Source organism: Lactonifactor sp. BIOML-A5 (genome assembly GCF_009677585.1).
GTDB lineage: Bacteria > Bacillota > Clostridia > Lachnospirales > Lachnospiraceae > Lactonifactor.
This window is the reverse complement of record NZ_WKYV01000005.1, coordinates 150,180-167,363: the sequence shown is the minus strand read 5'-3', so window position 1 is coordinate 167,363 and position 17,184 is coordinate 150,180. Positions and strand designations below refer to the sequence as shown.

Annotated in this window: 15 protein-coding genes; 3 read left to right on the top strand and 12 right to left on the bottom strand. The window is 44.1% G+C overall.

The window, feature by feature from the left end:
• Positions 1-120 precede the first annotated feature (120 nt).
• On the top strand, positions 121-1,137 hold the full coding sequence (locus tag GKG41_RS05490) for a LacI family DNA-binding transcriptional regulator (protein ID WP_154257557.1): 1,017 nt from the start codon (positions 121-123) through the stop codon (positions 1,135-1,137).
• 295 nt (positions 1,138-1,432) lie between these two features.
• Here GKG41_RS05490 and dcuC (GKG41_RS05485) read toward each other — a convergent pair whose 3' ends face one another.
• From dcuC (GKG41_RS05485) to dcuC (GKG41_RS05475), 3 genes are read right to left on the bottom strand one after another with little or no spacing between them, the layout of a single operon-like run.
• Positions 1,433-2,815, bottom strand: a complete 1,383-nt coding sequence (gene dcuC / locus GKG41_RS05485) for a C4-dicarboxylate transporter DcuC (RefSeq protein WP_154257556.1) — start codon at positions 2,813-2,815, stop codon at positions 1,433-1,435.
• 45 nt (positions 2,816-2,860) lie between these two features.
• Positions 2,861-3,856, bottom strand: a complete 996-nt coding sequence (locus GKG41_RS05480; protein WP_154257555.1) for a uroporphyrinogen decarboxylase family protein — start codon at positions 3,854-3,856, stop codon at positions 2,861-2,863.
• A gap of 24 nt (positions 3,857-3,880) precedes the next feature.
• Positions 3,881-5,257 carry a C4-dicarboxylate transporter DcuC gene (gene dcuC / locus GKG41_RS05475; protein ID WP_173015525.1) on the bottom strand — a complete coding sequence of 459 codons (1,377 nt, stop codon included), beginning with the start codon at positions 5,255-5,257 and terminating at the stop codon, positions 3,881-3,883.
• Positions 5,258-5,478: 221 nt separating this feature from the next.
• On the opposite strand from dcuC (GKG41_RS05475), the gene GKG41_RS05470 reads away from it, so the two are divergent.
• Positions 5,479-6,162 (top strand): TetR/AcrR family transcriptional regulator, encoded by a 684-nt coding sequence (locus GKG41_RS05470; RefSeq protein ID WP_154257553.1) that lies wholly within the window; start codon positions 5,479-5,481, stop codon positions 6,160-6,162.
• 100 nt (positions 6,163-6,262) lie between these two features.
• On the opposite strand, the gene GKG41_RS05465 is transcribed toward GKG41_RS05470, so the two are convergent.
• The 9 genes from GKG41_RS05465 to GKG41_RS05425 form a co-directional block, all read right to left on the bottom strand.
• A complete protein-coding gene (locus tag GKG41_RS05465) occupies positions 6,263-7,309 on the bottom strand; it encodes a zinc-binding dehydrogenase (RefSeq protein ID WP_226902456.1) in 1,047 nt (348 codons plus the stop codon).
• 34 nt (positions 7,310-7,343) lie between these two features.
• Positions 7,344-8,297 carry a phosphoglycerate dehydrogenase gene (locus tag GKG41_RS05460; protein ID WP_154257552.1) on the bottom strand — a complete coding sequence of 318 codons (954 nt, stop codon included), beginning with the start codon at positions 8,295-8,297 and terminating at the stop codon, positions 7,344-7,346.
• 10 nt (positions 8,298-8,307) lie between these two features.
• Positions 8,308-8,940, bottom strand: coding sequence for a bifunctional 4-hydroxy-2-oxoglutarate aldolase/2-dehydro-3-deoxy-phosphogluconate aldolase (eda, locus tag GKG41_RS05455; RefSeq protein ID WP_154257551.1), 633 nt, complete (start codon positions 8,938-8,940; stop codon positions 8,308-8,310).
• Positions 8,941-8,957: 17 nt separating this feature from the next.
• Positions 8,958-9,911 (bottom strand): phosphotriesterase, encoded by a 954-nt coding sequence (locus GKG41_RS05450; protein ID WP_154257550.1) that lies wholly within the window; start codon positions 9,909-9,911, stop codon positions 8,958-8,960.
• Between the two features lie 4 nt (positions 9,912-9,915).
• Positions 9,916-10,494 carry a glucose-6-phosphate isomerase family protein gene (locus GKG41_RS05445; RefSeq protein WP_154257549.1) on the bottom strand — a complete coding sequence of 193 codons (579 nt, stop codon included), beginning with the start codon at positions 10,492-10,494 and terminating at the stop codon, positions 9,916-9,918.
• A gap of 10 nt (positions 10,495-10,504) precedes the next feature.
• Positions 10,505-11,443, bottom strand: coding sequence for a shikimate dehydrogenase (locus GKG41_RS05440; RefSeq protein ID WP_154257548.1), 939 nt, complete (start codon positions 11,441-11,443; stop codon positions 10,505-10,507).
• A gap of 134 nt (positions 11,444-11,577) precedes the next feature.
• Positions 11,578-13,881 carry a pyruvate formate lyase family protein gene (locus tag GKG41_RS05435; RefSeq protein ID WP_154257547.1) on the bottom strand — a complete coding sequence of 768 codons (2,304 nt, stop codon included), beginning with the start codon at positions 13,879-13,881 and terminating at the stop codon, positions 11,578-11,580.
• Between the two features lie 35 nt (positions 13,882-13,916).
• Complete coding sequence (locus GKG41_RS05430; protein ID WP_154257546.1) at positions 13,917-14,792, bottom strand: glycyl-radical enzyme activating protein; 876 nt, start codon at positions 14,790-14,792, stop codon at positions 13,917-13,919.
• A gap of 4 nt (positions 14,793-14,796) precedes the next feature.
• Positions 14,797-15,915: a glycerol dehydrogenase gene (locus tag GKG41_RS05425; RefSeq protein WP_154257545.1), complete on the bottom strand. Its 1,119-nt coding sequence runs from the start codon at positions 15,913-15,915 to the stop codon at positions 14,797-14,799.
• A gap of 437 nt (positions 15,916-16,352) precedes the next feature.
• Between GKG41_RS05425 and GKG41_RS05420 the strand changes: the two genes are divergently transcribed.
• Positions 16,353-17,105, top strand: coding sequence for a GntR family transcriptional regulator (locus GKG41_RS05420; RefSeq protein WP_072854701.1), 753 nt, complete (start codon positions 16,353-16,355; stop codon positions 17,103-17,105).
• Positions 17,106-17,184 lie beyond the last annotated feature (79 nt).

The window sequence follows — 17,184 nt, the reverse complement described above, 5'->3', positions numbered from 1 at the left end:
TGACATTGACTTTTTTATAAATTATTTATATAATAGTAGCTAGATCATTAAAATAATCCTCGGGCAGCAGAATCTACCATCAGACAGCTTGCTGCCTATAGTTTTAAGGAGGTTCACATATTGACAGCTAAAGAGCTTGCGAAAGAACTCGGCATATCCGCCGCGACCTTATCCCTGGTGCTGAACGGAAAACCGGGAATCAGCGATAAAACCCGCGCCAATGTATTAGACAAACTCAAAGAAATGGGTTATACAAATCTCATAAAGCACGACCCCAATGCACTGCCTAACAAAACCCTTGGCTTTGTAATATTTAAAAACAGCGGCAAAATCTTAGGGGAACACGCCTTCTATCCGGAAGTCCTGGACAGCGTAGAGACAGCCGCAAGGAAGTGCGGCTATAACCTGAACATTATTACCATTGAACGAAAAGAAGCTGAAAAGCAGATACAGTACATATTGGATGCCAATTGTATTGGATACATTATATTTGCTACTGAAATGGAGGGGGATGAGATTCAGAATTTCCAGGATCTGGGACTTCCTTTTGTCCTTCTGGATAATTATTATAACGATAAAGATATCAATTCCGTTACCGTAAACAATGAGCAATGTACGTATCTGGCCGTCCAATACCTTATCAGTCAGGGCCATAGAAACATAGGCTACCTTAGAAGCGGACTGTCATTCAGAAGTTTCCAGGAACGGGAGATGTGGTCCGACATTGCCTTACAGCATTTTGGTATTAATGATATGAGAAATTACACCTATACCGTAGGTTATCCCATTGATTCGGCCTGCCAGGGAATCTTGAAGGCTGCCGAACAATTAAAAGCTCCGGATGCACCAACGGCTTTTTTGGCTGACAATGACTTAGTTGCCATTGGAGCAATGCGCGGGATGCAGCAATTGGGTTACGCCATACCTGAGGACTTTTCCTTCATCGGTATTGCAGATCGCCCTATCAGTTCTCTCATTGAACCAAAACTTACTACCATACGGGTACCTAAGGAGCGCTTTGGAGCAGAGGCCGTATCTCAATTGGTACAGCAGCTGGATCAGCCTTGCACTTCTTATGTTAAAGTAGCGGTGAATGGGGAATTGGTCATACGTGACAGTGTGAAGAGTCTTTTGTAAATACAAGAAACCTCGCAACTGGCTATCCTGTCAGTTACGAGGTTTATGTTTAATTATTATATTCGGTAACAGTACATTGCTGTCACAAACTTCGGGAAGCATTGGAATAATCCTTCTTAAACGTCTCCCCACCTGTCAGCTTATAGAGAAGCCACGAACCTATTGTTCCAAGTTAGTATTTGTTCTGGTTTTTACTTGTCTCAACAGCCATAACATTTTTGCAGCGGGATAATAAGGGGACGTGACATTAAATACCCCATATACTGCACAATTTTTTCAGTAAGGTTTCTCGCAGTCATGCCATAATGCCTGCCCCCGCCACATATACAGCCGCGGATAATAAAAGGGGGATACAGGCCCGTTTCACCAGAACAGGAATTTCCACACCACAGCTCTCGCTGACCATAGCTACATGTGCCGTAGCCGGAGACATTCCCAGCGCAAACTGGGGTACATTGCACAGCGCAAGCATCAGATAATCAGGATTTGCCCCGGAAGTCTTTACAATCGTTTCATAAACTGGCCCCAAAATACTCATAGGGCCATAATTATTAGCAGAGATTACCCCAATAAGGAGAGCACCTGCTGCGGAAAGGGCAATGAATAGAGGCAAGTTCAAGTTCTCTCCGGAATCCGCAAAAGGCCCAAGTAACACATGAATGCCTCCAATAAACTGTACCGCCTGTCCAAACATAACACCGCCAATAACAATACTGATAATTCTGGTTACTGTCTGCCCCATACTTTTAAAAAACTCGAAACCTCCATTGACAGCCTCCCGTTTTTCCTTGGAAACAAGTATGACAAGTAAATAAACAAAAATAAAACTCATCAGTTCTACACAGGGAATGGACAATACGGGCAGGGAGGGGAACAGCCCGCTGAACAAAATCATCAGCACCAGCGGAATCACCGGAAATATGGCATAGTACTTTGGAACTTCCAATTGACTCACATCCAAAGCTGCCAGAGGATTAAGAGCTCCCTGCTCCTCCCCTTTCCGGTCAAAACGCGCTGATATAATTACAAAAGCAACTGCGCCTGTAAAAATTGATGCAAAAGCCCAAGGCCACTCATAGCGGATAAAATGCTCCGCCAGATTAAAGTCCTCATACCCCATATAACCGGCTCCCATAGCAATGGTGGGGGCAACCGGCCCGAACAGGTACATGCTGCCGGTAAAAATTGCTGTAGCCGCCGTCGTCTGATGAACTCCAGCAGCGCAAAGCACCGGATAAACAGTCCCTAGTAACAGGGCAATCCTTCCCGTCCCATTGGGAATTACCAGAATTAAAAAGGCGGAAAGTAAATAGGTGCAGAAGACCAGCAGGTATTTATTTCTGATTCCAATAATGGGCTTAGAAACCAATACGGCAAATAGTGTAGATCCTTTCAGATGTTCCATATACGCTATGTATCCCATAATGGTTAGGATATTCATTCCAGACCTGGTCAAAGTATCTGCAATTCCATAAGCTTCAAAGTATTCAAAGACATCGAACAGTAGTACACCCGTGGTTTTCTCCCCCATAGGCGTGGTGTCATTCAGCACACAGCCAATGAAAATTCCCACCAGCCCCAGTATCGTCAGGGATATGGCAAAATTGATTTTCTTTTTTAAAGCAATAAAGATACACAGAAACAAAAGTAGTGTAATACCCAGCTTCAACAATTCCATAGTTCCCCTCCATTTTTTTCATACTCTGTCCTACAAATATCCTTTTTATTCCGGCCTTTTTTCTTTAAAGAATTGCTGCCCGTAGCTGAGCATTTCTTCTCTTATCACCTGCATCCGCTCCGGGTGCGCCTTACAGGCAGAATAGATTACCGTTCCGCAGCCCGGCAGCATCTCATCCATCACTTTACGGATATGATTACGGATTTCCTCTTCCGTAATCCTGTCACCGTCCAGCATCTGTGTATCTGCCACACCCCCGATAAAAGCCAGCTTATTTCCAAACTTTTCTTTACATTTTAACGGATTGTTGACCACATGAACATTTTCCCAGGCATCTGCCCCCATTTCCGCTATTTCCTCTGCAATAGGTGCTAACATTCCACAGCAGTGGTGCTGATAAATTACCCCCTGATCGGTAATATTCGCAATTACCCGCTGGAGATGAGGCTTAATTAGCTTTCTCCAGGTTTCCGGAGACATGAATAATCCCTGTCCAGTTCCATAATCGTCATGCATGCACAAGGCATCCGGACGATACTGTGCAATATAATAGTTGTGCAATTTTATTTTATAATCGGCAATGGTTTTAAAAAAATCCTCGCAGGCTTCCGGCTCTTCCACCAGGTTGCAAAGCAGATCCACAATAGGCATGGTGCAGAAAGCCCGTTCCCACAAACCGTAACCATCCTTTAGCAATAAAAATTTATTATCCCGGTCAACCTGAACATTTTCTCTGGAAAACTGAGCTTCCCAGTCAATAGAATCCGGATCCGGAACCGTTATATAGTCTCTCCACCGGGTGATGTCATGGATGCAATAATCTGACGCGTCAGGATTATACGCCCGCACAGACGATTCATACACCCAGTTCTGTCCGAACCAGTCCCGTTCCACCTTTCCTGGCTTCTCCCCTCCTACTATCCAGCAGGGAAAACCCGGTTCTAAGGTTGCAATATTCTGAATATCCGAAATCATGGGCAAAAATTCTGGAACCTGATGATGATACACTCTAAACATATTCTCTCTGATTGTGATAGACATTTCAATCCCTCTTTTCTTTTTTTATCAAACCATTACCATAGTACCAATAATATAAACTGCGATAGATGACAGAATAGGCAGGCTGGCCCTTTTGATAATTGTGTTAATAGGCACCCCTGAACCTTCACTGATCAACGCCACATGTGCAGTAGCCGGTGTAAGTGCAATACACATCTGAACCGCATTTACAGAAAGCAATAAAAAACCGTTCACATTCAGATTAGCCGATGCTGCAAAGGATGCATAGACCGGGCCCAGTACGGAATTGGCAACATAGTCACTGGCCGATACCACTCCCACTACAACAGCGAGGATTGCAGTAATCAAAATAAACAAATTAGCATTGCTGGCGCTCATATTTAATACGGGCTGCAGGATCAAATCGATACCGCCCAGAGCGGTGATACCAGCACCAAAGGTTGTGGCGCCGATGATGATTCCTACAATACGGCTGAGAGAATTTCCCAATCCGGTAAAGAAAATATTACCATCATTCCATGCCTGCTTTTTGTCTTTGGAGATCAGAGTGATAAACAAAAAGACAAAAGTAAAGGACATGAATTCAATGGCTGCAATTTCCATCTGGGGAAGGCTGGGGAGATTTCCTCCAAAGGCTATGATTAATACAATAGGCACCAGAGGCAGTATTGCGTACCACTTGGGAATCCCAAGGGATTCAACTGTCAGTCCGGAATACCCTTCTGTTTCCGTCTTTGCATCCTCTTTCTTATCAAAGAAACGCGAGGTAAGAATATAGACCAGAATCCCTACTGCAATGGCCAGAATATCCCAGAGCCACTCAATCTTTAAAAAATATTCCACCATATTCACTTCAATCCCCATGTATGCCGCCGCGGTAGGAATCTTCGGATTGGCCGGTCCCCAGGAGTACATGGCTCCCGCAAAAATAGCCACCGCCGCTGTCGCTTTTGTCACACCACAGGCTAACATAATCGGATACACGGTACCGATAAGAATGGCCATACGCCCTGTACCGTTGGGAATCGCAATAATCAGGGCTGCCGTAAGCAAAAGGGCCCCTCCTGACAACAGATACTTATTTTTCAGTTTCATTACCGGCTTTGATGCCAGCAAGGCAAACATCTTAGTCGCCTTTAAATGATCCATATATGCCACATAGGTCAAAATGGACATGATACGGATTCCCATTTTGGAAATGGTGCCCACAACTGCATCCCGCCGGAAATACTCAAAAATATCAAATAAAAGATTTCCCGTACTCTCTTCACCCATCAGATTGTTGCCATTGAGCAGACAGCCCACCAGAATTGCCAGAAAACCAGCCATGGTCAGAGTGATTGCCGGACTTAACTTTTTATTCAGCGCATAAACCACACCAACAAAAAGTACCAGCGTCAGTAAAATTTTAACAACCTCCATAAACATACCTCCATTTTCTTTTTATAAAAGCACTTGCATTTTGTTACTTTCAGTATAGCACATTCTTGAATTATCTCAACATATTTTTGAATAATTTTTATTTTATTCAATTTTTATTTAAAATTATATTTGTTCTATTGCATAATACAGTAAAATTGTGTAAAATAGCAGAAGAAAGTCACTGCGTATTACAATAAACATGATTAAAGGAAGGTTTTAACGTGACGAAAGGTCAGAAAACAAAAGAACTGCTGTTGGAAGCAGCAAAAGAAGAGTTTCGGGAATTGGGCTTTCAAAATGCCAGTGTAGGCAGCATTGCCAAACGCTTGGGTGTACAGCCCTCTCTCTTTTCTTATCATTATAAAAATATACCCACGGTTATACGGATTATCAACCAGAATTTTCACAAAGAAATCTGGGACCTGCTGCATCGGCAGGACATTCCGGATCCCATGATTTTTCTATTTGCCTATGATCTAATTGTAGATATCATAACCTACAGCACCCCACAAAGCAGGCGCTTTAAGTATGAATCCTCCAAATCTAACCGCCTGTCCATGTACGCAATGGATACTGCGCTCAGAGACCCTATCGGTATTGAGGATTCTTATTATGATGCTATTTTGCATTACTACCAAAAAGCCATGTCCCATGAAACCCTGTACCGTCTGCGGATGCAGGAGTCTGCGGGGAGAAGGGAAATGTTCATTACCTATTGCGAAAAAGACCAGTACCAGAAAATCTCAGAGGATGATTGGTACAATCTATGTGTAAATATCTCCTATTGTACCATCACCACCGTTTTCCGCTTTGCCGGTATTTCAAACGAACTGGTTGATAAAAAGTTTAATGAAGCTTTTGAATTGATCGGCAAACTGGATCTTTCTCATATTTGTCTTTTGTAATATGGCATACAGTGAATCCTTTTTTCAGATTCAATAACTTATAAAATAAAAAAGCCAGAAACAGTCCGCATCATCTGCTGTTTCTGGCTTTTCTGCAATTCTAAAATACAATAATCCCTTTTTTGGAAATCTGGCGGTCTAAAAGCTTCTCATAAGCTTCCACAGCATTGTCAAAGCTAAAATAATCTGATATAAAGTCCTTAATGATCAGTTTACCGTCATTAATCCACTCCATCACCTGTTCCGTAGCTTCGCCTTCCTCTCGTTTTCTCGGCATCTGCTGGTAGATAACCTGCCAGTTATAATCAGCCTTAGAGAAATCTATGGTAATTTGCTCTTTCTCAGGAACTCCATAGCAGAGCACTTTTCCCCGGTCTGCAATCAGCGGCATTGCCTGGTTTACAATAAACGGGGAGCCAACCGCATCAAGTACATAGTCAACACCTTTGGGGTATATAGTACGGATTTCTTTTACAATATCGCACTCTTTACTGTTAAAAGTTCTGGTAGCTCCCCTTTCCTTTGCCGCCTCCAGCTTATCGTCAAATATGTCAACTGCAATAACATCAGACACTCCTAAAAGACTTAAGAACTTTATAAAGCTAAGACCCACAGGACCGCATCCGAATACGACTATATTATTTTCCGGCTGAACCCCAAAATATCTTATGTTGCTTAATACTTCACGGAACGTGATCAGCATAACCGCATCTACCGGATCTACAGAAGGATCCAGTACTGTCTGCGCATATGCACAGTCAGGTGCTTCCTCCCCATCCTCATATACAGCATCTTTGTCCCACACTACACCATACTCGCTCATAGCTCCCCACCCGGAGCCCAATCCCGGGTAAAGCTCAGGATCCGGATCGACAAATGGCAGCAGCACCTTATCTCCGATTTTATAGCCTCTGACATCCTCTCCTGTTTCGATAACCTCTCCTACCCCCTCATGCCCCAGCATCAGCGGATAAATCGACTCCGGGAAGCCTTTAAAGGTCCTATGGAGCATCTTTACATCCGTTCCGCACATCCCGTTGGCAATCATTTTCACCAGCGCCTGTTTCCTGTTAATTCTGGGCCTGGGAATCTCTCTCAGCTCTGTGGACCCGTCTTTTTCAATAATAAATGATCTCATCATTTCCATAATTCCATCTCCTTTAAAGTATGTATTTATCCATTTACCTGCTAACTATATTGGGATTTTCTTTTCCCGTCAGAACGTCAATCAGATTCTGAATCGCAGCTTTTGCCATATTCTCAATGGCTTCTCTGGTATGTGCCCCCGTGTGAGGGGTTGCTATAACCGTAGGAAATTCAAAAAGTTTGGAGTCTCCAGGGGGTTCCACCTCAAACGCATCCAGACCAAGTCCTTTTAGCTTGCCGCTTTTAAGTGCCTCGTAAGCGTCATCCTCATTAATAAGTCCGCCCCGTGAAGCATTTATGATGATAGCCTCGTCTTTCATTTTATCAAATACCTCTTTATTCAGCAAATGTCTCGTCACCGCTGTCAGAGGCATGTGCAGGCTAATAACATCCGCCTGCTCTATTACTTCCTCAAACGTACTCACCTTTATCTGATTGCATGCACAGTACTCTTCATTGATAAATGGATCATATGCCATAAGTTTCATACAAAATCCCTGGCCGCAGCGCGCTACCACTTTCCCAATTGCGCCAAGTCCTATAATTCCTAAAGTTTTTCCCTTCAGCTCTATTCCATTGCCGCGCACCCATTCACCGCCCTTCAATTTGTGGTTCAGGTGGGGAATATTCCGGGCGATTGACAACAATAAGGCAAATGTCAGTTCTCCTACCGCTTCGGCATTGACTCCGGGTGTGTTAGTAACAATTACCTGTTTGTTCTTTGCCGTCTCTATATCAACCCGATCGTACCCGGCGCCATACCTTGAAATAGCCTTTAATTGAGGGGATGCCTCCAGTACTCTCGCAGTAATGCTGTCCAGACCGGCAATGTATCCGTCACACCCCTCCAAAGCCTTTATTAATTCCTCTTCCTCTAAAGGACGGCCCAGAGGATTAAATACTAATTCATCGGCAAACTCTCTGAGAGGTTTCAGTATTTTTTCATTTTTACCAGGCTGCAAAGAAGTTGGGGTAACTAATATCTTCATTCTTCTCCTCCTATTCGCCCACTAAACCGACTGCTTCTTCTGTTAATCTGCGGATTTCATCATATCTTCCCTCGGCAATCAGTTCCGGCCGTACCATCCAGCTCCCGCCGCAGGCAGCAATTTTGGGAAATGCCAGATATTCCTTCACATTTGCAGCGCTGATCCCTCCGGTAGGCATAAAACGTATGTCTGAGAAAGGTGCCGACAACGCTTTTATCGTACTAAGGCCGCCATATTGCTGCGCCGGAAAAAACTTTGCAACCGATAAGCCATATTCCATTATCCTCATTACCTCTGTAGGTGTACATGCGCCAGGAAATATCATAATATTCTGATTCAGGGCATATTCAATCACCTTGTGGGAAATGCCCGGGGAAACAAGAAATTGGGCGCCTGCATCAACCGCCATTTTTGCCTGCTCTACATTTACAATGGTACCAGCGCCAACTATCATTTGCGGAAATTCTTTTACCGCAGCGCTTATGGCTTCCCTGGCTGCCGGTGTACGAAACGTTATCTCTGCCACAGGAAGTCCTCCTGTGCTCAGGGCTTCGCACAGTCTCCCCGTATCCCCGGCACGTTCTACTTTTACAACCGGTACTATCTTATACTTTTCTATCTGCTGCAATAAATTATTGTTCATATCCATCTCTCCCATAATCATTCATGAAAAATATTTTTGACATTTTGAACCGTCACATTAAGGAGCTGTTCTTCAGAAGCACCCATTTTTTTAAGTTTGGGCAGGAAATTACAGAGTAAATAAGTAAGCCCCACCCCATTGGGGGTATATGATTTCAGCCGCTCTCTGGTGGTATCCAAAGACAGCAGAAGCTGCCCGCTGTAGCCCCGATCCAAGATTTCTTTAATTAATGCAAGTTCTGATGCATCATCATGGTAGTGAAAACGCCCAATCGTATCAAACTCCAAGGTGATTCCTTCTTTTAGTACAGAAAAATAATACTCTGTCTCTTTAATCTCCCGATCCATATGGCAGAAAATAATTCTATGCCGCCAAACTCCCATCTCCAGCAGAAATTCCAAAAGTTTTTTGGGATCGCTCCCAGGTTCAATGTGTACCATAAGGGGTACCTCGCTGTCTATGGCAGCCTGAGCCGCCGCCCTGAACAAGTTCATGTAACGCGGAGAAAGACCTTCCCTGTCTAAGGCTGTTTTTACAATACCCGCACGTATTTTGGTTTGTTTTTCCGGATATCCGCAGTCTATCTCCTTGTACATGCCCACCTCCAGCTCTTCTCTGAAAAAATGGTACAGCTCATCCTGCGGCATCTTGTGAATCCAGTGAGTATCGGAATAGAACATCAGCTTGTGGAAGCCTGTGGATGAAATGATATGTATTCCTGTTCTATCAGATATCTCCAGCAGCCCCTCCTCCATGCGGTTGCATCCGCCCGGCTGGGCATCAATCACAGTATCTCCGCCGGCTTCTTTATATTTCAGCGCCTCTGCAGTACTTTTATCAATATCATCCATCCATAGAGCGGGATTGATCTGAAACGATGTTCCTCTACTGATAAGAAGATGCTCATGGCACTGACAGTATCCCAGCTGAGACGCAGTGACAGGGCCAGAAACTGTCATTACTTTTCCCATATTTTTAACTCCATTTTGGATTATCAATTACCACAGGCCCGCATTCCTTCTCTACCAATATTTTCCGGTATCCTTTTGTCTCAATGGTCCCATAGTCATGACCGGCATTTGCAGCAAAGGTAAAGAACATGACCAGGGGTGTATCTCCCGTGTTGACGGATCTATGGGCATATCTGCGGGGCACGTAGAGTGCTTCTCCCTTTTTCAGAGGCATTTCCATCGTTTCCCCTTCCGGGTTCTCCATAATCATACAGCCTTCACCGTCCAGTGTATAATAGACCTCTGCAGTGTCCAATATGGTATGAAAATGGCCCTTTGTCATAAAATATTCGTTCCCTACTTTGCCCGGATACAGGATGGTAGTGCCAAAAGCCAAATCCCCCTCTCTCATTGGGCACCCCAGCTCATGAAACTCATAGACTAAGGGATCTTCCTGTTCCAGTATTTTCTCTGCGGCATTTGTATCATAAAACATTTCCTTCATCTGGGATAAATACCTTTTCGTTGTCTCAGCCTTCTCTGAAAATCCGTTTTGTAAATTAAAGTCAACAGAAAAACTGCTGTCCCACTGAAATCTGTTCATAGCGCTCCTCCTACCTCTCTAATGCAATCTCACTTAGTCTGGGAATCTTACGTGCAATGCCGTCTATATGGAATACCTCGGCAATCACCTGCGTCCATCCATGGATAAAATAAATCCATCCATCCTCTACATGCAGATGTTTAGCCTCCGCCTGAGCCTCTGCCTGTCTCTGGAACATACGCTCTCCCCGGTAGTTCAGCTCCCAAACATAACTATTCTCCGGATACTCGCACCCATCTGTCAGAGGAGAACCGGGTCCGTCCTTTCCCAGACCGGTTGCATTTACAATCAGAGAATGCTCTTTTAAAGTTTTTAGCAGACGGTCATTATCAACAGGCTCCTCCCCCCGGACAAATTCAAACTTGGTGTCCGGATTCAGATCTCTTAATATCTTTTCTGCCGTATCCAGTCTGGGTTGGCTGCGGTTGGCAATGATAATATGTTTCGGCACATTTTCTCCGAACTTTTTCTGGGTCAGATAAACACTCATGGCAAGCGCACTTCCCCCTGCTCCCATAATCAGAACATCCCCGTTATATGTTCTCCAGTAATTATCTGGTATGAAGTTCTCAAGTGCCAGCCCGCTGGATATAGGATCCTTCGCATGTCCGCAAAGCTTTCCGTCCTTTTTAGAGATAGATGAAATCTCTCCTAACTGAACAGCAAATGGATCCAGATATTCAAACATATCTTTGCAGGCCTCATACAAATCAATCTTATGAGTAGTAACCAAAGCTCCAAGGGACATGGGATCTTCCTTTATAAAAGAAACTGCCTCCCGATAGAGCGCCGGATCTGCATGAGGCTTAAAGTCTATTCCCTTAATCACCGCGTCCTTTAAGCCTAATTCCTCTGCCCATTTTGGGAATACCTTCATAATTGAGGAGCTATTCGTGGTAACTCCTATAAAATACATGGTTGGCTGTGTCGCTTTCTGGTAAATATTCATATCGCTATTTTCTCCATTTCTCATATCACTATATAGTAATGATACTACATTACAAGATATCAAAAGTTTATATTTTTTACGCCAGTGTTGGGGGGCCGGCCACTGGGCCTGTCGTTTAACAGGCCCAAGCCATTTTATACCATTTGTTCTGTACGCGCTATCAGTTCATCCTGCGCTTTTCTTCCCATCTCTACAAAAAACGCGCTGTATCCGGTGACTCTGACACAGAGGGTCTTGTACTTCTCCGGATCGCACTGGGCACTTCGAAGTGTCTCTGCATCCACAACATTAATCTGAAGCTGCATCCCCCCGTTTTCCATGTAAGTCTGGAAAAGTGCGCACAGGGCATTTAGTCCCTCATCGCCCTGTACCGCACTGGGATGCAGGCGCAGATTTAAAGGCCCTCCTGTGATCCTGTCAAAAGGTATTTTAGAAACAGAATTGAGCATTGCTGTAATTCCGTTAATGTCACTTCCTTCACTGGGCGATTGGTTCTCACTGATTGGTTCCCCTGCACGCCTTCCGTCAGGGGTAGCACCTACATAACGCCCCATAGTTGTAAAGTCCCTGTCTGTTGAATAGGTAGGCCACATTTGATATAAATAGCCTTCGCCGTTATATCTCTCTATCCCACGGACATACAGGTCTGTTACAATCTTTGCATACTTATCCACTGCATCTATATCGTTTCCAAACTTATCCAGCTTTTTCCTGAGACGCAGCGCTAACATATCATTTCCGGAAAAGTCATCCCGCAGAATGTCCGACAGCTCTCTTAACGTAAATTCTTTATCAGTAAAAACAAGCTTTTCTATCGCGTAAAGGGCATTGATAACAGTCGCAATTCCACAACCCTGGGCAACTATTTTATGGTACTTTGTTCCCCCCATGGTCCAGGTCTGTGCATTGTCTACTGTTCCCCTCAGGAAACAGTCCTCTATTCTCATGCGGCTTTTCGTCTCTTTTTGCTCTGCTTCAAAATCCATCTCAAAGCCTTTTCGGAATTCTCCTAACAAGTACATAAGCTGTTCTTCATAGACTTCCAGCAGTTCATCCATACTCCGGATCTCTTCCGGAGCCTTACTTTTTATACCATAATACGCACCGGTCATAAGCCCGGTCATACGATCTTCAGGGCCAAATTGGCAGTCTCTGGGACTGCTGTTACCTCTTGGTTCCATGGGATAGTCCCCCTGGTTCAATGCCAGTTCCAAAGGCTTCACCAGGTTAAACCACAATTGGCGCAGACCCCCTTCGTCCCCGGGGATGTTCGGATCATTGCAGCCATAAAACCCATAATCGTATACTTCCGGCTCTTCAACCCCATAATGCTTTAAGGCAGGCAGCATAGTCTCATCATTATAGATAACAATAGTTGCATTATTTCTCATGGCATTGCAGACAAGCTGCCAGAACTTTGTGGGAATCCCATGGTAATAGCGTACTACCACAAAGGGGTTTCGAAGCTTGAGCTCTTCCGCCGACTCAACCATTAACCACGACAAAGGATTCACACCCCCTGTTCCGTCCGCTTTCTTACCTGCAAGAATCAGATAATTGGGATCGTCAAATGCAACCTCCAGGGTGTAGTCCGTAGAATCTGTCTCTATGGACATATGATCCGTCTGCACCATAATCTCATTATTCTTAAAAAAGAATTCATCTATCAGTTCCCTTGCTTTTTCATAGGTAAGTCTGCCTTCCCTAAGATCCCTCTCATAGAGCGGATAGAGATATTGATCCATCCTGCTCAGGTTCAATACGCCGCAGCCGCATACCTTCTGTGCAATTAATATAATCATCCAGAGAAGCTGCAGCGCCTGCGCAAATGTCCTGGCCTCTCCATAGGCGATCTGGCGGAGATCTTCTGCCATGCCGCTTCTGCCCTTTTTCTCTGCTGTTTGGGCATATCTTTCGATATAAGCACTTACCGCCTGATAGCACAGAACAGTCCCCTCCAGGAACCCTTTCTGATCCTCCGTAAGCGCCTCATCCTTCATGCGCTCTCTGGCTTTGTATTCCATACTCCCCAGTCCGTTGGAAAGGAGCCCTTCCCAGTCCAGCGCCAAGTGGCCAAAAGAGGGAAACCAGTATGGTCTGCAGCGCAGCCAGTTCTCTGAATAGTAGAAAAAGATTTTTTTGTGCCGTTCTTCTACCGGAATGTCCCACCAGCGTTTGTATACTTCCCGTATGGTTTTCTCCTCTTCCTCTGTGGGAATCCGCATGGCAACAGCGCCAGCGAGAAGTTCGCTGTCTTCCAGCGGCTGAGATATGCTTTCCAAAATGTGGGCCAGCGTATGGCCGTATGCCAGACCCTCCTTCTCATGCTGGTAAAGCTGCTCCGCCTCCATAACCAAGTCAATTCGTTCCATAAAGGTTTCCCGGTAATCTCTGTCAAACCATTTTTCTATTCGTTTCTTTAGCTCACGTCTTACCATTCTGGCTATCCCTTCCTTTCTCTATCCGACTGCTTTTAACAGACCCCTTTATCCCCGAAAATCTCCCTAAGCTGCTCCATCGTATGTGCCTCGGGGGGAGAAAACTCACAGACAGGCAATTCTAAACTCTGGGACTTTCTCACTCCAAGGGTATGATACGGCAGCAAACGCACTTCTTCCACATTGGGGGCATCACCCAGAAGATGCGTCAGTTGTCTCGCATTCTCTATTGTATCGTTAATGCCTTTTATCAGAGGAATCCTGATATGTATCCTGATACCCTGCTCTATAAACCGCTTTGCATTCTCCAATATTAATTTGTTCGATACACCCGTATACTTTCTGTGCAGGGTATCATCCATAATCTTAATGTCTAATAAAATGAAATCCAGGTACGGGAAAAGCTTCTCATACTTCCAGTAGGGAACATTACCTGCCGTATCTAAAGCAACTGATATTCCATTCTCTTTCACCAATGGCAGAAATTCTGACAAGAACTCCCATTGAAGCATCGGTTCTCCCCCTGATAACGTAATTCCGCCCCCGGAGTTCATATAATACTTTTTATCTTTAAGAACTGTTTCTAATAGTGTCTCCGGCTCCAGGTCCCATCCGGCTATGGCAATGGCCCCGTACATACATGCCTCTGCACATTTCCCGCACAGTGTACAGCCCTGCCTATGAATTCTGTGGCCGTCCTGAATCCTGGCGCCCTGGGGACAGACCGCCTCACAGGCTCTGCACCCTACACACTTATCTGCAAAGTACTCCAGCTGTATGCCCGTCTCATAAGACTCCGGATTATGACACCATTGGCACCTTAAGTTGCAGCCTTTAAAAAATACGGTTGTCCGGATACCCGGTCCGTCATGTACACTAAATCTCTGTATGTTAAATATTCTGCCTTTCATATGCTTATGCCTGGGCTTTGAACCGGCGCCCCTGGATATCTGCCAGGATCATGGCATCATGGATCATTTGGGCCGTAACCGGGAAGGGTTCCACGTCCCAGTAAGATTTCAGAGACTCTTCTGCAACGCTCATGATCTCCTCATCTGTAACATTCTCAAGTCCAAGATCTGCAAATGTGGAGGGCAGACCAACCTCTCGGAAAAACGCATATATTTCCTCTATTTCTTCATTCGTCCTTCCCTCTATCATCAGCTGCACTAAAATACCAAATGCCACAACTTCTCCATGCAGCAGCTTCTGGCAGGCCGGAAGAACCGTTATTCCCTCTGCAATAGAATGTGCACCCGCACAGCTGGAATTCTGTACGCCCAATCCGCTGAGCAGTGTATTGGCCTCAATCACGTCCTCCACATCAATGGTACAAAGTCCTCTTTCCGCTGCTCTTCTCGCTCTTGCACCCTTTTCCAGAATCGTTTTGTGGCATGCCTCTGCAATGGCGCCCACTGCAATTGTACTGCAGAATCCTTTCCCTACATAATTAGGAGAATGTGACTGCAGGTTCGCCCTTGTCTCTATAAAAGTAGCAAGCGCATCTCCCATCCCGGCAATCAGAAAACGAACAGGCGCTTTCGATATAATATCCGTGTCCAGCAGTACCAGATCCGGATTCTTAACATAATGTCTGGGACCCACATGTTCTCCCGTCTCTGTATATATCACTGAAAGCCCTATGGTAGGCGCATCCGTAGAGGCCGTTGTAGGTATAATAACCGTAACAGCTTTAAAAATGTCTGAGACAGCCTTGGCTGTATCCATTGTTTTGCCGCCGCCCATACCAGCGACTACCTCAGGACCAAATGCCCTCAGACCTTCCGCTATCTCATCAATCTTTTCGGCAGTTATCTCCCCTGAAAACTCTTCTACGATCACGGTACTGTCGCCGCCTGCATACATAGCTTCAAACTTTTCTTTATATTCTTTAAAGAAAAAGGTGTCTACCAATATAAATACTTTTTTTCCGTACGCGTCTGTATATTCCCTTAAATTTTCTAATTCACAGCGTCCCTGAATATATCTGCTGGGTGACCCGAAAGCTCTCGTCTGATGCTGAATCATTGTCATCTTACTATACCTCCTAAAATAATGAAATGTCTGTTCGCTTTTTTATGAAACCGGACTGTACTGGTGAATCTGTCTAATGCGCATTGGAGACTCTTATGTATCATACATCCTTTAATGGTAAAATAACACGTACGCACAAAAAAGTCAACAAAAATATGTATCTTTGTTACTACATAGCTATGTACCTATTTTTTGTCATATTTTATTTTTTACAAGAACATCTATGTATAATCTTCTGAATACTTTGGTATTATTACATATTTAACTTTCAATATATCTTTTATTTTATTTTTTCAAATCAATAACACAATTATTAGTTTATGTCACTATGTTATAACAATAAACATTTAGCGCTAAGTGCTTGCACGTTAATCATTGTTATGATATAATGTAACGACAAAGATAGTTATTTCGCAGTAATTTCATAGGAGGTTCATATGGCACTTAACGCAGACCGAATAGATAAATCAGTTCCCATTCCTTTGTATTTTCAGCTAAAAAAGATTATTTTGGATGAAATAAAAAACGGAACTTATCCAAGCGGCAGCCCCATCCCCACAGAAAATGAATTAAGTGATATCTTTAAGATTAGCCGTACGACGGTTAGACAGGCTATCACTGAATTAGTTCAGGAGGGACGGCTGTACCGAATTAAAAGCAAAGGTACTTTTGTCTCTAAGCCCAAAATTAATAATGAGGATTTTATAACAAAAATAGAATCCTTTAATAGCCAAATGGCTCGGAGAGGATTAACAGCAAGCACCGAAGTCCTGGATTTAAAGGTTATTCCTGCGGATGTCACCGTGGCCAAATTTTTGAACTTAAGTGAGAATGATCAGGTACTCTTTTTATACCGCAGGCGATTTGCAAACGACGAACCATTGGTCACCATTAAAACATATCTCCCCTACAGCAGATGCCAGGATCTTATAAACCTTGACTTTACAACTATTTCTCTTTACGCTGAGCTTGGCAAATCCGACGACACAAAAATTGTAAAAATACAGAGGCAGATTGAGGCGGTTGAAGCAGACAGTGAGGACGCCAGGCACCTTAATATGAAAAAAGGCAAGCCCATCCACTTTTTTACTTCCATAGGATATAACCTATATGGACAGCCCATTGAATATTCATTGGCAAGATACCGGGGCGATCGAAATGTATTTGAGATAACAGTGGCACCCGAATAGTTGAATCCCTTGACATACAAAAAAATGCTGTATGTCAGGGACAATTACATAAACATTTATTTTTATCATTTTTTATGTA

Bases quoted from the DNA above. Each gene is read 5' to 3' on its own strand.
- dcuC (WP_154257556.1), bottom strand. From the start codon at position 2,815: ATGGAATTGTTGAAGCTGGGTATTACACTACTTTTGTTTCTGTGTATC.
- GKG41_RS05480 (WP_154257555.1), bottom strand. From the start codon at position 3,856: ATGTCTATCACAATCAGAGAGAATATGTTTAGAGTGTATCATCATCAG.
- dcuC (WP_173015525.1), bottom strand. From the start codon at position 5,257: ATGGAGGTTGTTAAAATTTTACTGACGCTGGTACTTTTTGTTGGTGTG.
- GKG41_RS05465 (WP_226902456.1), bottom strand. From the start codon at position 7,309: ATGGAAATGATGAGATCATTTATTATTGAAAAAGACGGGTCCACAGAG.
- GKG41_RS05460 (WP_154257552.1), bottom strand. From the start codon at position 8,297: ATGAAGATATTAGTTACCCCAACTTCTTTGCAGCCTGGTAAAAATGAA.
- eda (WP_154257551.1), bottom strand. From the start codon at position 8,940: ATGAACAATAATTTATTGCAGCAGATAGAAAAGTATAAGATAGTACCG.
- GKG41_RS05450 (WP_154257550.1), bottom strand. From the start codon at position 9,911: ATGGGAAAAGTAATGACAGTTTCTGGCCCTGTCACTGCGTCTCAGCTG.
- GKG41_RS05445 (WP_154257549.1), bottom strand. From the start codon at position 10,494: ATGAACAGATTTCAGTGGGACAGCAGTTTTTCTGTTGACTTTAATTTA.
- GKG41_RS05440 (WP_154257548.1), bottom strand. From the start codon at position 11,443: ATGAATATTTACCAGAAAGCGACACAGCCAACCATGTATTTTATAGGA.
- GKG41_RS05435 (WP_154257547.1), bottom strand. From the start codon at position 13,881: ATGGTAAGACGTGAGCTAAAGAAACGAATAGAAAAATGGTTTGACAGA.
- GKG41_RS05430 (WP_154257546.1), bottom strand. From the start codon at position 14,792: ATGAAAGGCAGAATATTTAACATACAGAGATTTAGTGTACATGACGGA.
- GKG41_RS05425 (WP_154257545.1), bottom strand. From the start codon at position 15,915: ATGACAATGATTCAGCATCAGACGAGAGCTTTCGGGTCACCCAGCAGA.
- GKG41_RS05420 (WP_072854701.1), top strand. From the start codon at position 16,353: ATGGCACTTAACGCAGACCGAATAGATAAATCAGTTCCCATTCCTTTG.